At 62.8% G+C, this 14030-nt stretch carries 8 protein-coding genes; 7 read left to right on the forward strand and 1 reads right to left on the reverse strand.

The features are described 5' to 3' along the window. Positions 1-27 precede the first annotated feature (27 nt). The 7 genes from ABB25_RS04540 to ABB25_RS04570 all read left to right on the forward strand — a co-directional run bounded on the left by ABB25_RS04540 (position 28) and on the right by ABB25_RS04570 (position 11091). Positions 28-918, forward strand: coding sequence for a restriction endonuclease (locus ABB25_RS04540; protein WP_057664283.1), 891 nt, complete (start codon positions 28-30; stop codon positions 916-918). Between the two features lie 53 nt (positions 919-971). Continuing rightward, on the forward strand, positions 972-2600 hold the full coding sequence (locus tag ABB25_RS04545) for a class I SAM-dependent DNA methyltransferase (RefSeq protein ID WP_057664285.1): 1629 nt from the start codon (positions 972-974) through the stop codon (positions 2598-2600). Then, on the forward strand, positions 2590-3924 hold the full coding sequence (locus ABB25_RS04550) for a restriction endonuclease subunit S (protein ID WP_057664287.1): 1335 nt from the start codon (positions 2590-2592) through the stop codon (positions 3922-3924). The genes ABB25_RS04545 and ABB25_RS04550 overlap by 11 nt, the downstream gene beginning before the upstream one ends. Further along, positions 3921-4883 carry an Abi family protein gene (locus tag ABB25_RS04555; RefSeq protein ID WP_211259282.1) on the forward strand — a complete coding sequence of 321 codons (963 nt, stop codon included), beginning with the start codon at positions 3921-3923 and terminating at the stop codon, positions 4881-4883. The genes ABB25_RS04550 and ABB25_RS04555 overlap by 4 nt, the downstream gene beginning before the upstream one ends. Before the next feature lie 95 nt (positions 4884-4978). Beyond that, a complete protein-coding gene (locus tag ABB25_RS04560; RefSeq protein WP_057664293.1) occupies positions 4979-8167 on the forward strand; it encodes a type I restriction endonuclease subunit R in 3189 nt (1062 codons plus the stop codon). Between the two features lie 28 nt (positions 8168-8195). After that, on the forward strand, positions 8196-9065 hold the full coding sequence (locus tag ABB25_RS04565) for a GIY-YIG nuclease family protein (RefSeq protein ID WP_211259283.1): 870 nt from the start codon (positions 8196-8198) through the stop codon (positions 9063-9065). A 163-nt stretch (positions 9066-9228) separates the two neighbouring features. After that, positions 9229-11091, forward strand: coding sequence for a DEAD/DEAH box helicase (locus ABB25_RS04570; RefSeq protein WP_057664296.1), 1863 nt, complete (start codon positions 9229-9231; stop codon positions 11089-11091). 228 nt (positions 11092-11319) lie between these two features. Here the strand turns inward: ABB25_RS04570 and ABB25_RS04575 are convergent, their stop codons facing one another. Continuing rightward, a complete protein-coding gene (locus ABB25_RS04575) occupies positions 11320-13614 on the reverse strand; it encodes a methyl-accepting chemotaxis protein (protein WP_057664298.1) in 2295 nt (764 codons plus the stop codon). Between the last annotated feature and the right edge of the window lie 416 nt (positions 13615-14030).

Consider the following 14030-nt stretch of genomic DNA (forward strand, 5'->3'; position numbering starts at 1 on the left):
TCTTGAAAGGATTCTGGGGAGTTTCCAATGGCCAACATCACCCGCGAACGCACAGGGTATCTGCTGCGTACGCTGTTCGAGCTGCTGCGCGCCAATCCGGAAGGGTTGAAAGCCGCAGAAGCGCTGGCAGCGTTGGAAAACACCGTGACACTTACCGACTACGAGGCCGGCGAGTACCCCGCCGGTGGCCGGCGTTTCGAGAAGATCGTGCGTTTTTCCACCGTGGATGCGGTCAAGGCCGGCTGGATGCTCAAATCCAGCGGTATCTGGTCGGTCACAGAAGAAGGTTGCAAGGCGCTGCAGCAGTTTCCGCAGCCGGGCGACTTCTACCGCGAGGCGGTGCGCCTGTACCAACAATGGCGCAAGGGCCAGCCCGTGGCCGAGGTGCCCGATGCCGTGGACGAGTTGGTCATCGAGCACGAGGCCAGCATCACCCTGGAAACGGCCGAGGAAACTGCCCGCGAGCAGATCCATGCCCATCTGGCGGCCATGCCGCCCTATGAATTCCAGGAGCTGGTCGGTTCCCTGCTCACCGCCATGGGCTACCACGTGGCCTGGATTGCCCCGCCGGGCAAGGACGGCGGTGTGGACGTGCTGGCTTTCAACGACCCGCTGGGCACCCGCCCGCCGCGCATCAAGGTGCAGGTCAAGCGCAATGCCAACTCCCCGCGCATCGACGTGATGGGCATGCGCAGCTTCATGGCCGTGCTGGGCGAGGGCGATGTCGGCCTGTTCGTGGCCCTGTCCGGCTTCACCAAGGACGCCGAGCTGGAAGCGCGCACCTCCCACCGCCGCATCACCCTGATCGATGCCGACCAGCTTATCGGCCTGTGGACGCGCCACCACGCCCAGCTTGATGACACCGCCCGCCGCCGCCTGCCGCTCAAGCCGGTCTGGTTCCTGGCGGCCGAAGACTGATTACCCCGGCACCTGCCCAGGCGGGCAGGGCCGTTCTCATACGAGGCAACACCATGGCCAAGGCCAAGAAAACCAAAGGCGACAAGAACGACGGGCTGGGCTTCGAGGCCGAGCTGTTCAAGGCCGCCGACAAACTGCGCGGCAACATGGAGCCGTCCGACTACAAGCACGTCGCGCTCGGGCTGATCTTCCTCAAATACATCTCCGATGCCTTCGAGGCCAAGCACCAGGCCCTGCTGGAAGAAGATGCGCAGGCGGCCGAGGACAAGGACGAATACCTGGCCGAGAACGTGTTCTGGGTACCCAAGCAGGCGCGCTGGTCGCATCTGCAGGCCAGCGCCAAGCAGCCGACCATCGGCACCCTGATCGATGACGCCATGCGCGCCATCGAAAAGGACAACGAATCGCTCAAAGGTGTGCTGCCCAAGGACTACGCCCGCCCGGCACTGAACAAGGTGATGCTGGGCGAGCTGATTGACCTGATCTCCGGCATTGCCCTCAACGAAGAGGGTGACCGCTCCAAGGACATTCTCGGCCGTGTGTACGAATACTTCCTGGGCCAGTTCGCCGGTGCCGAAGGCAAGCGCGGTGGCGAGTTCTACACTCCGCGCTCGGTGGTGCGGGTGCTGGTGGAAATGCTCAAGCCCGTGCCGGACCCAGCACGCGGTATCACCGGCCGCGTCTATGACCCCTGCTGCGGCTCAGGTGGCATGTTCGTGCAGTCGGAAAAGTTTGTCGCCGAACACGGCGGTCGCATCGGCGATATCGCCATCTATGGCCAGGAATCGAACTACACCACCTGGCGCCTGGCCAAGATGAACCTGGCTGTGCGCGGTATTGATTCGGACATCCGCTGGAACAACGAGGGCAGTTTCCACAAGGACGAGCTGCGCGACCTCAAGGCCGACTTCATCCTCGCCAACCCGCCGTTCAACATCTCCGACTGGGGCGGCGAGCGCCTGCGCGAAGACGTGCGCTGGCAGTTCGGCGTGCCGCCGGTAGGCAATGCCAACTACGCCTGGCTGCAGCATATTTATCACCACCTGGCACCCAACGGCACCGCCGGTGTGGTGCTGGCCAATGGCTCGATGAGCTCCAACCAGAGCGGTGAAGGCGAGATCCGCCGCGCCATGCTCGAAGCCGACGTGGTGGACTGCATGGTGGCCCTGCCGGGCCAGCTGTTCTATTCCACCCAGATCCCCGCCTGCCTGTGGTTTTTGACCCGCAACAAGAACGCGGGCCATGGCCTGCGCGACCGGCGCGGGCAGGTATTGTTCATCGATGCCCGCAACATGGGTGAGCTGGTGGACCGCACCCGCCGCGAACTTACCGATGAGGACGTGCAGAAGATCGCCGATACCTACCACGCCTGGCGCCGGGCAGGAGGCCCCAGTGTCGCGGAGGGCAGGACGCCCGGGAGCGACCGCGGCGAGACTGATGCCGGCGAGTACGCCGATGTGCCGGGCTTCTGCAAATCCGCCTCGATGGAGGACATCCGCAAGAACGGTCACGTGCTCACGCCGGGGCGTTATGTGGGCGCGGCAGATGTGGAGGACGATGGCGAGCCGTTCACCGAGAAGATGACGCGGCTGTCCGCGCAGTGGCGTGAGCATAGTGCGGAAGCGGCGCGGCTGGATGCGGCGATCGAGGCCAACCTGAAGGAGCTTGGGTATGGCGAGTGAGTGGAAGGAATTTTCTTTCAAAGAGCTGCTTGCCGAGCCTGTGCGTAACGGCATTTACAAAAAGAAGGAGTTTCATGGTCGCGGCGCAAAGATCGTGAATATGGGCGAGTTATTTGCGCATCCTCGACTACGCTCCGTGACGATGAGGCGTGTTGAGTTGAATGCATCAGAAGAGTCTCGATTCTTGCTCGAAGCTGGCGACCTAATATTCGCGCGCCGCTCACTGACTGCTGAGGGGGCGGGAAAGTGCTCCGTGGTTCTTGATGTCGATGAGGCAACAACCTTCGAGTCATCCATCATTCGTGCGCGTCCAGATAAATCCAAGGCCGACTCACTCTATCTGTACTACTTTTTCAATTCTCCGGTAGGTTTCCATTTGCTCGATACGATTCGCCGGCAAGTTGCTGTAGCAGGTATCACTGGGGGTGATCTTGCAAAGCTCGTGATTCCTATTCCCTCGTTAAATGAACAGCGCGCCATCGCCCATATCCTCGGCACGCTGGATGACAAGATCGAACTCAATCGCAAGCAGAACGAAACGCTGGAGGCCATGGCCCGCGCCTTGTTCAAGGCCTGGTTCGTGGACTTCGAACCCGTGCGCGCCAAGATGGAAGGCCGCTGGCAGCGCGGGCAGTCGCTGCCAGGACTGCCCGCGCACCTCTACGACCTCTTCCCCGATAAGCTTGTCGACTCTGAGCTTGGTCTGATTCCGGAGGGGTGGGGCGCAGGTTGTTATACGGATGTCGTTGAAATTATAGGCGGAGGAACCCCGAAAACATCTGTTGATGAGTACTGGGGTGGCGATATCTCTTGGTTCTCAGTGGTTGATACGCCTGCGCCTGGTAGCGTCTTTGTTGTTGAAACTGAAAAAAACATCACGAAAGAAGGTTTGTCGAATAGTTCAGTGCGCTTGATTGATCGTGGGGTGACGATCATTTCTGCTCGAGGCACTGTCGGTAATCTGGCGATTGCAGGTCGGTCAATGACCTTCAATCAGTCGTGCTATGGCCTGAAGGGTGTTGATGGGTTCGGCAATTACTACATATATCAATCGGCACAGCTGATGGTTGATCAGCTCAAAGCTATGGCTCACGGCTCGGTTTTTTCAACCATCACCCGGTCCACATTTGATTCAGTTCGCTGCATTCTTCCGTCTAAGGTCATTCTGGGCGAATACGAAAATGCGGTGGGCTGTATGTTCGACTCCATTCTCATGAATGTGCAGAAAAGTAGGAGTCTTACCTGTCTGCGCGACACCCTGCTGCCCAAGCTGATCTCCGGTGAGCTGCGCGTTTCCTCACTCAACGAGGACGCCACGCCGTGAAGCCGCTAAAGCCATGGATGGCTTTTGATGACCAGCTGCAGCAATTGCAGCAGCGCGGCCTGCAGGTCGAGGATGAGGCGGCGGCACGCTCGTATCTCAAGCGCCTGGGCTATTACCGCCTGAGTGGCTATTGGTACCCGCTGCGTGCCATCGACCTGGCGGCTTCGCAGGTGCAGGGGCGGGCAGTGCGTGCGGATACCTTCCGCGCCGGCAGCCGCTTCGAGGATGTGGTGCGGCTGTACGTCTTCGACAAGAAGCTGCGTTTGCTGGCGCTGGACGCGCTGGAACGCATCGAGACGGCAGTGCGCGTGGACATTGCCCACCTGCTGGGCGAGCGTGATCCACGTGCATATGAAAACCCTGACTGCCTGCATGGCAACTTTGCCAAAAAGGTCATTGCCAACGGCCAGAACCAGGGCAGGACAGAGCATCAACTGTGGCTGGATAAATATGCCTCGATGCTGCACCGCTCCCGCAAGGAGCCGTTTGTTGCCCATCATCTGCAGCAGTACGGCGCATTGCCGATCTGGGCGGCGATCGAGATTTGGGATTTCGGCCTGCTGTCCAAGTTGTTTGCCGGGATGCAGTATGCCGATCAACAGACCATTGCCGCGCTCTACGGCGCGCCGGATGGGCGCGCCTTCGCCCAATGGCTGCGCAGCCTGAACTTCATCCGCAACGTGTCTGCGCACCACAGCCGCTTGTGGAACATCAACGTGCTGGAGTTGTCACCGGTTCCAGCGGGCTGGTCGCCAGAACTGAACGGGGCGAGGCCGTTTTTCTACTTCTGCCTGATGCAGCACCTGTTGCGCGTGATCTGCCCGCGCTCGTGTTGGGGACAGCGCTTTGCGCACTTGCTGCACAATGAGTTTCCTGCCGCTTTCTCGCCGCGGGAATTGGGCGCAGTATCCGGCTGGCAGGCATGGCCGCTGTGGCAACAGCCGGAACCAGACAAATGAAAACCGACGCGTACACAAGAAGTGCAGAGGCGCCGGTCGTATTGCTGGCAATCATAGGAACATTGTTCCTACGCGTCAAATGAACTGGGGGATGGATGGCGTTCTTGTCGGAAGCTGAAATTGAACAGGCGCTGCTGGATCAGCTGCGTGGGCTGGGGTTTGCCTTGGAGGTTGAGGAAAGGATAGGCCCGGACGGCCTGTGTCCTGAACGCGAAAGCCATGGCGATGTAGTGCTCATGCGCCGCTTCGAGGAAGCCGTCGCCCGGCTGAATCCGGCCATCCCGGAAGATGCTCGCCATGAGGCGGTGCGCAAGGTAATGCAGTCCGAGCTGCCGTCCCTGCTGGAGGAGAATCGGCGTATCCACCGCCTGCTCACCGAAGGGGTTGATGTAGAGTACTACGCCGCCGATGGCACGCTGACCGCCGGCAAGGTCGCCCTGATCGACTTCGACAACCCGCACAACAACGACTGGCTGGCGGTGAGCCAGTTCGTGGTGATCCATGGCCAGCACAACCGCCGGCCGGACGTGGTGGTGTTCGTCAACGGCCTGCCGCTGGGCGTGATCGAGCTCAAGGCGCCGGGTAGCGCCGGGGCGAACCTGCTCGGGGCCTACAACCAGCTGCAGACCTACAAGCAGCAGATCCCGCAGCTGTTCCACACCAATGCCCTGCTGGTCACCTCCGATGGCATTGCGGCCCGTGTGGGCTCGCTGTCGGCCAACCTGGAGCGCTTCATGCCCTGGCGCACCACCGATGGCAAGGACGTGGCAGCCAAGGGCGAGCCCGAGCTGTCCACCGTGATCGAAGGGGTGTTCGAACATAGCCGCCTGCTGGCACTGCTGCGTGACTTCACCGTGTTCGGTGAAACCGGCTCCGGCTTGGCCAAGATCATTGCCGGTTACCACCAGTTCCACGCGGTGCGCCATGCCGTGGATTCCACGCTGCGCGCCGCCGCCCTGGGCCTCTGGCAGCGGGAAGACCCGGCCGACTATGGCCTGCCCAGCGTGGCCACGCAGAAACCCGGCGACAAGCGCGCCGGTGTCATCTGGCATACCCAGGGCTCGGGCAAGAGCCTGCTGATGGCCTTCTACGCCGGTCAACTGGTCAAGCATCCCGGCATGGCCAACCCGACCCTGCTGGTACTTACCGACCGCAACGATCTGGATGACCAGCTGTTTGCCACCTTCTCGATGTGCCGTGACCTGATCCGGCAGACGCCGGTCCAGGCTGACAGCCGGGAAGACCTGCAGAAGCTGCTCAACCGTGCCTCGGGCGGTGTGATCTTCACCACCCTGCAGAAGTTCGGTGAGGTGAGCGAGCCCTTGACCGAGCGCCGCAACGTGGTGGTCATCGCCGACGAAGCCCACCGCAGCCAGTACGGCTTCCGGGCCAAGCTTGACAGCAAGACCGGTGACATTTCCTACGGTTTTGCCAAGTACATGCGTGATGCGCTGCCCAATGCCAGTTTCATCGGTTTTACCGGCACGCCCATCGAGGCCGACGACGTCAACACGCCGGCCGTGTTCGGCAACTACATCGATGTTTACGACATCAGCCGCGCGGTGGAAGACGGCGCCACCGTGCCGATCTATTACGAATCCCGCCTGGCCCGCATCGAGCTGGACGAGGAAGAGAAGCCGAAGATCGACACCGAGGTGGACGAGCTCACCGAGGATGTTCCGGAGACCGAGCAGGAAAAACTGAAGAAAAAGTGGTCCACGGTCGAGGCCCTGGTGGGCAGCGACAAGCGTTTGGACTTGGTGGCCAAGGACATCGTTGAGCATTTCGAGAGCCGTGTAGCCGCGCTGGATGGCAAGGCCATGGTGGTGTGCATGAGCCGCCGTATCTGCGTCAAGCTCTACGAGGCCATCATCAAGCTGCGGCCGGAGTGGCACAGTGAGGATGACAATACCGGTGCGGTCAAGATCGTCATGACCGGTGCGGCCAGTGACCCGCAGGAATGGCAGCCACACATCGGCAACAAGGCACGTCGTGATTTGTTGGCCAAGCGGGCGCGCGATCCGAAGGACGCACTCAAGCTGGTGATCGTGCGCGACATGTGGCTGACCGGCTTCGATGCGCCGTGCATGCACACCATGTACGTGGACAAGCCGATGAAGGGCCACGGCCTGATGCAGGCCATCGCCCGTGTAAACCGTGTGTTCCGTGACAAGCCGGCCGGGTTGATCGTTGATTACATCGGTATCGCCCAGAGCCTGAAATCTGCCTTGCAGCAGTACTCGAACAGCGACCAGGAAAACACGGGCGTTGACGAGGCGCAGGCCATTGCGGTGATGCTGGAGAAGTACGAAGTGGTGCGCGATATGTACCACGGCTTTAACTATCTCACTGCCTTGAACGGCACCCCGCAGCAGCGCCTGGTGATGATGGCCGGCGCGATCGAGTGGATCCTGGACATGCAGCAGACGCTGGCTGCCAGGGAGACCGCCGAGCAGGGCAAGAAGGAGGCGCATCGTCGTTACCAGGATGCGGTGCTGGCGTTGTCCAAGGCGTATGCGCTGGCATCGGCTTCCGATGAGGCCAAGGCGATTCGCGAGGAGGTGGGCTTCTTCCAGGCCATCCGCGAAGCACTGGTCAAGAGCAGCACGGGTTCGGGCGTGACCCAGCAGGAGCGGGAACTGGCCATCCAGCAGATTGTCAGCCGCGCGGTGGTGTCCACCGAGATCGTGGACATCCTGGCCGCAGCGGGCGTCTCTTCGCCGGATATTTCCATCCTGTCCGACGAGTTCCTGGCCGAAGTGCAGCAGATGGAGAAGAAGAACCTCGCGCTGGAAGCCCTGCGCAAGCTGCTCAACGACGGTATCCGCTCACGCAGCAAGGCCAACGTGGTGGAAACCAAAGCCTTCTCGCAGCGATTGGAAGATGCGGTGGCGCGCTACCATGCCAATGCCATCACCACCGCCGAAGTGCTGGCCGAGCTGATCAAGTTGGCCAAGGACCTGCGTGCAGCGCGGCAGCGTGGTGAGGAAGCCGGTCTGTCGGATGAGGAAATCGCGTTCTACGACGCCCTGGCCGAGAACGACAGCGCGGTGCAGGTGATGGGCGATGACCAGCTGAAGGTGATTGCCCATGAACTGCTGACCAGCTTGCGCGAGAACGTCACCGTGGACTGGGCCCGCCGTGACTCGGCCCGTGCCCGCATGCGAGTGTTGGTAAAACGAATTCTGCGCAAATATGGCTACCCGCCTGATCTGCGCGATGCCGCTGTGCAGACCGTGCTGCGGCAGGCCGAGGCGCTGTCTGCGTCCTGGTCTGTTGCTTGATGCCTGCAGGCAGGGGAGCCAAGGGCGGATGATCGAATTCAATGACCTGTTGATCAAGGCTGGGCTGGATCCCTCGGAAGTGATGGTGATGCGTCACCGTCCTACGGAGAAAGAGTTGAGGGCGGTCCTGCCGTGGCTGGCGGCAGAGCGGCAGGAGCTCTACAACGCGTTCCAGTCAAACCACGGTGAGGTAGTCGAAAAGGCATTGACCAGGGCGAAGTACCTGGCTTCCTTCATCGGCCACGAATCCGGGCGGGCCGTCTTTGTCGGCTTGTACGAAGTGGCCGGTCACGAGCAGGTCACTGTCCAGCACTTTTGGGCATTGCCGGGAAACGCGGAATTGCAGCAGCTCGGTACGCGAGGGCCTAAGGATGGGCGTGCGTCATTCTGGTTTGACCTCCAGCTTTCCCCAATCCTGTCTGCGTGGAAGGGAAGGCTGGTGATTGACTGGACGGGCATCGAGCGATCCTGGTGGCGATGGGCATCGCGGAACCAATTCCCGGTGCGTGCGATTCATGAAGAAAGCCTGTTGGTCAAGGCCATGCCGGACTGGCAGAGCCTTTCGCTTGACTGGGCACAGTTGACTGTCTTGCCAAAGAGTTGGCAGCAGGTGTTGGCACAGTGGCGGGGCATCTATTACATCTTCGACAAGGCTTCCTGTCAGGGGTACGTGGGTTCGGCCAGCGGCAATGAGAACATTCTGCGTCGCTGGTTGAACTACGCCGCCAGTGGGGATGGGGGCAATCGATTGTTGCGAGGACTTGATCCGGAGCAGTTCGTTTTCAGCATCCTGCAGCGCGTCTCGCCCGATATGCCATCTGATGAGGTTGTCCAGGTCGAAAACTCCTGGAAACTGCGACTTCAGACGCGCTCGCCGTATGGACTCAATGACAATTGAATCCATGCTTGGGAAGGTGATCGCGCGCAAGCGCGCTCCTAAAAAGAGCGCTGGATGGCTTGCCTTTTGTGGGATCGACCTTGGTCGCGACAGGCGTGCGGGGGCGGGATTGTCGTAGTCTTGCCTGGCTGATTGGCTGTACCACTCGATCAAGGACGGATCCATGGCCCGCTTGTTCCCCAATTTCTCTGCCTGCCGTTTCGACACCCCCGGTGAGCGCCGTCTGGCCGAGCGTCTGCAAAAGAAGCTTGAAGACGATTACCTGGTCTGGTGCAACGTGCCGGTCGGGGCCAAGGCGGTGTATCCGGATTTCATCGTGCTGCACCCCAGTCGCGGCGTGCTGGTGCTGGAAGTCAAGGACTGGCGGGTGGAAACGGTGCTGGCCATGGACAGCACCCAGGCGCAGTTGCACACCGGGGCGGGCATCAAGAAAGTGCCCAACCCGCTGACCCAGGCGCGGCATTACCTGTTGCAGGTCACCGGTCTGCTGGAAAAGGACCGTGCCCTGCAGCAGGGCGCCAACACGCCGTATGCCGGCAGGTTGTGCATGCCCTATGGCTGGGGCGCAGTGCTCACCCGGGTAACCCGCAAGCAGTTCAACGAGGCGGGCTGGGCCGAGGTGATGGACCCGCAGCGGGTGATCTGTGCCGATGAAATGACCGACAGCGTGGATGCCGAAGTGTTCCAGCAGCGGCTGTGGGACATGTTCACCCAGGTGTTTCCATGCCGGCTGACCTTGCCGCAGATTGACCGCGTGCGCGGGCATCTGTTCCCGGAGCTGCGCATCACCCATGCACCGGGGCAGTTCGGCCTGTTTGGCCCGGGCGAGGACCTGCTGCCGGATTTGATGAAGGTGATGGACCTGCAGCAGGAGCAACTGGCCCGTTCGCTGGGCGAGGGGCACCGGGTGATCCACGGTGTGGCCGGCAGCGGCAAGACCATGATCCTGGCCTACCGCAGCCTGCATATTGCCCGGGCGGTGGACAAGCCGGTGCTGGTGCTGTGCTTCAACCGCTCGCTGTCGGCACGGCTGCGTCAGTTGATTGCCGAGCGTGGCGGCGGTGATCGTGTGGTGGTGCAGCACTTCCATGGCTGGTGCGGGGAAATGCACACCGCTTACCAGGTGCGCAAGCCGGTGCCAGGCCGGGGCGCGGAGATATACAACGCCGAGCTGGTGGCCAGCTTGATCCGCTCGGTGGACCAGGGGCAGGTGCCACGCGCGCAGTACGCGGCCATCCTGATCGACGAGGGACATGACTTCGAGCCGGACTGGTTTGCCCTGGTGGTGCAGATGCTCGACCCGCAGCACAACCGTCTGCTGGTGCTCTACGACGATGCCCAGTCCATCTACCGCGGTGGCAGGAAGCGGGCCTTCAGTTTTTCCAGCGTGGGCATCCAGGCCCAGGGCCGTACGACCATCCTGCGCCTGAATTACCGCAACACCACCGAGGTATTGGCCGTGGCGCGGGCCTTTGCCCACGAACTGCTGGCGGCGCGCGAGGCGGACGAGGATGGCGTGCCACAGGTGCTGCCCGAGTCAGCCGGTCGCCATGGCCCCTACCCGGAACTTCGCCAGTGCGCGCATGCCGGGGCGGAAATGGCCGAGCTGGTGCAAGTGCTGCGCGATGCCCATCGCGATGGCATGGCCTGGTCGGACATGGCCGTTCTGTATCGCACCAACTATCAGGCCAAGGGGCTGGAGACGGCCCTGCAGCGGGCGCAGATTCCGCTGGCTTCCGGCTTGAGCACGCAGGGTCGTGATGCGCTGTTTGCCAGCGGTGATACGGTCAAGCTGGTGAGCATGGCTTCCAGCAAGGGGCTGGAGTTTGTGCTGGTGGTGATTCCGGGGATTGGCCAGATGCCGCACCCCAAAGCCGGGGAGGGTGAGGATGCCCGCCTGCTGTATGTGGCCATGACCCGGGCGCTGGACCGGCTGATCCTGCTTTCCAGCCAACCTTCGGATTTCAGCCAGCGTATCGCCACTGCAATTGCCCAGGCCAAGGATGCGCTGGTGGGCATGGCTTGATAGTCATCGCGCGCAAGCGCGCTCCCACAAAAGCAACGTCCATGGCCGTCTGATCAAGACAGTTGACTCCTACAGGGGTGCAATGCCTGGCACTTTTGTTGAACTCCGGCCAGCAATGCTGGAGCAGCCCGATGGTCGCGCGCAGGCGCGCTGCTGCAGGAAGAAAAACACCCCGCATGTGCGGGGTGTTTTGTTGTGGCGGTCAGTGGCGTTCAGTCCGCGAACGGATCAGAACTCCTGCCACTGGTCGTCGTCGCTGGCGCTGGCGCTGGTGGTGGTGGCCGCACGTGCCGGTGCGGTGGCTTTGCCGGTGCTGCGGGGGGCGGCCGGGGTGGCGGTGTGACGGGCGGCCGGGGCCGGGCGTGCTGCGGTGGGCAGCGGGCGCGCGGTGGCTGCGGCGCTGCGCGTGGCGGTATGTACTGGCTGGCTGTGTTCTTCCAGCCGGAATACGGCTACCGCGTCGGCCAGCTGGTTGGCCTGTTCTTCCATCGCACGGGCGGCGGCGCTGGCTTCTTCGACCAGGGCGGCGTTCTGCTGGGTGGCTTCGTCCATCTGCATCACGGTCTGGTTGACCTGTTCGATGCCGGCGGTCTGCTCCTGCGAAGCGGCGCTGATTTCGGCCATGATCCCGGTGACGCGCTGCACCGAGTTGACGATTTCCTGCATTGTGCTGCCGGCGCGGCGCACCAGGGTGGAGCCTTGGTTGACCTTGCCCACCGAGTCGTCGATGAGGTCCTTGATCTCCTTGGCGGCAGCGGCCGAGCGCTGGGCCAGGGTGCGCACTTCACTGGCGACCACGGCAAAGCCACGGCCCTGTTCGCCGGCCCGTGCCGCTTCCACTGCCGCGTTGAGCGCCAGGATGTTGGTCTGGAAGGCGATGCCGTCGATGACCGAGATGATCTCGGCGATGCGGCGCGAGGATTCCTCGATCTGGCCCATGGTGTTGACCACCTCGCCGACCACCTGGCCGCCGGAGCTGGCCACGTCGGCCGCGCCGATCGCCAGCTGGTTGGCCTGGCGGGCGTGATCGGCGTTCTGGCGCACGGTGGAGGTCAGTTCCTCCATCGAGGCGGCGGTTTCCTCCAGGCTGGCGGCCTGCTGCTCGGTGCGGCGCGACAGGTCGCTGTTGCCGGTGGCGATCTCGCTGGCGGCGGTGTTGATGTTGCCGGTGGCCTGCTGGATGCGGCCGACGATGCCGGTCAGGTTGGCGACGGTGGTATTGGCGTCATCACGCATCCGCGCGAACACGCCCTGGTAGTCACCGTGCATGCGCACGCTCAGGTCGCCCTCGGCGATGCCGCGCAGCAGCTGCGACAGCGAACCCAGGTTGCCATCGGCCGTGGCCATCAGCTGGTTGAGGTTGGCCACCATCTCGCGGAAGCCGAACTCGAAGCGGGCCTCGTCGCCGCGCACGCTGAAATCACCCTGCACCGCGGCCTGGCTGATGCGCAGGATTTCCGCGCTGATGCCCTGGATGCTGGTCTTGACGCTGTCCATGGCATGCATCAACACCTGCTTTTCGCCGGGCATGCGCGGGAAATCCTGGCTCAGGTCACCGCTGGCGTAGCGGTTGGCCAGTTCACCTGCCGTCAGGGCGGCGGTGATGTGGTCATGCACCAGGGTATTGATGGACTCGGCCACGATGCGGTACTCGCCCTGCAGCTGCGAGACATCGGTGCGGAAGGACACCGTGCCGGCATCATGCTGGCGCGCCATTTCCTCCAGGCCGTCTTTCAGGCCGGTCACCGCTTCGCGGGTCTGCTGGATGGCCCGCAGCACATCACCGGCCTCGTCGGCACCACCGACCAGGCGCGCGCCATCGAGCTTGCCGTTGGCCAGGTCGCGCGCGGCGGCGGCGGCACGGCCCAGCGGACCGGTCAGGCTGCGGGTGAACATCACCGCCAGGAAGCCGCCGGCCAGCATGGCCAGGCCCAGTACCACGAACAGCACGGTGCGGGCCCGGGCGGCGGCGGTGGCCTCGGCCTGGGCCTGCAGCATCATCCGGCTTTCGCGTTCCAGGTTGGCGGTGACCGCATCGCGCCAGGCCTGCAGGCCGGGGATGGCCTTTTCATGCAGCTGGACCAGGGCCTGTTCCTGCTCGCCGGCCATGGCCAGGCGTATCACCTCGTCATTCAGCGGGGCGGCACTCTGACGTGCGCTGGCGATGGCTGCCACCATGCGCTTGCCGTCCTCACGGGCCGGCATCGCGGCCAGCTCGTCATAGGCGCGGGCAAAATTCTCACGGTTGGTCGCAATGTGGGTCAGCACGGCCTCGCGTTCGGCCTCGTTCTCGCTGAGCAGCAGGGCCTGCAGGTCGATGTAGAGCAGGTTGGCCGCGTCGTACAGCGTGTTGGACAGCCGGGTCTTGGTGGTGCGTTCCACCGCAATGGTGTCCAGGTGGCGTTCCAGGGTGGACAGCGACAGCGCCGCGCTGATCGCGATCACGGTCATCAGTACGAGCAGAAAGCCGAAGCCGGCAAACAGGCGCTTGCCTACGGTGAAGCGTTGCAGGAATTCATTCATGGGGGAGATCCGTCGGGGAGGTACGGGCAGGTGGCAGTAAACGCCGGATTGACCCTCCAGCAGCGGCAGCTGACACCCCGGGGAGAGGGTGGCGCTGCGTGTTGGCGGCAATCCGCGTTCCATTAACGGCACGTGGGGGCACGATCTGTAGCGGGCATGGCCGGGCATGCTGTCCGAGGCGTTGGTGCCGCTGGAAAACAGCGGGAAGCAGGTGCGCCAGCCCGCTGTTTTGAATATGAATGGAGTGGCCTGGCACTGGCCTTTCTGCTGCCGCGACAGTGGCCGGGTTGGCTGACGCGCCGTGGTGCAGTCAATGGCAACCGGATCGGCTGCAGGCAGTCGTGTTGTTGTATCCGTGCCACACCGCTGCAGGCCGATGCCCGGGCGGGGCTATGCGGAAAGCATCGCGGCCAAGG

It is taken from the genome of Stenotrophomonas koreensis (assembly GCF_001431525.1).
Taxonomy (GTDB): Bacteria; Pseudomonadota; Gammaproteobacteria; order Xanthomonadales; family Xanthomonadaceae; genus Stenotrophomonas; species Stenotrophomonas koreensis.

Coding starts and splice junctions, on each gene's coding strand:
- ABB25_RS04560 (WP_057664293.1), top strand. CDS start 4,979: ATGGCGTTCTTGTCGGAAGCTGAAATTGAACAGGCGCTGCTGGATCAG.
- ABB25_RS04545 (WP_057664285.1), top strand. CDS start 972: ATGGCCAAGGCCAAGAAAACCAAAGGCGACAAGAACGACGGGCTGGGC.
- ABB25_RS04540 (WP_057664283.1), top strand. CDS start 28: ATGGCCAACATCACCCGCGAACGCACAGGGTATCTGCTGCGTACGCTG.
- ABB25_RS04570 (WP_057664296.1), top strand. CDS start 9,229: ATGGCCCGCTTGTTCCCCAATTTCTCTGCCTGCCGTTTCGACACCCCC.
- ABB25_RS04550 (WP_057664287.1), top strand. CDS start 2,590: ATGGCGAGTGAGTGGAAGGAATTTTCTTTCAAAGAGCTGCTTGCCGAG.
- ABB25_RS04575 (WP_057664298.1), bottom strand. CDS start 13,614: ATGAATGAATTCCTGCAACGCTTCACCGTAGGCAAGCGCCTGTTTGCC.
- ABB25_RS04565 (WP_211259283.1), top strand. CDS start 8,196: ATGATCGAATTCAATGACCTGTTGATCAAGGCTGGGCTGGATCCCTCG.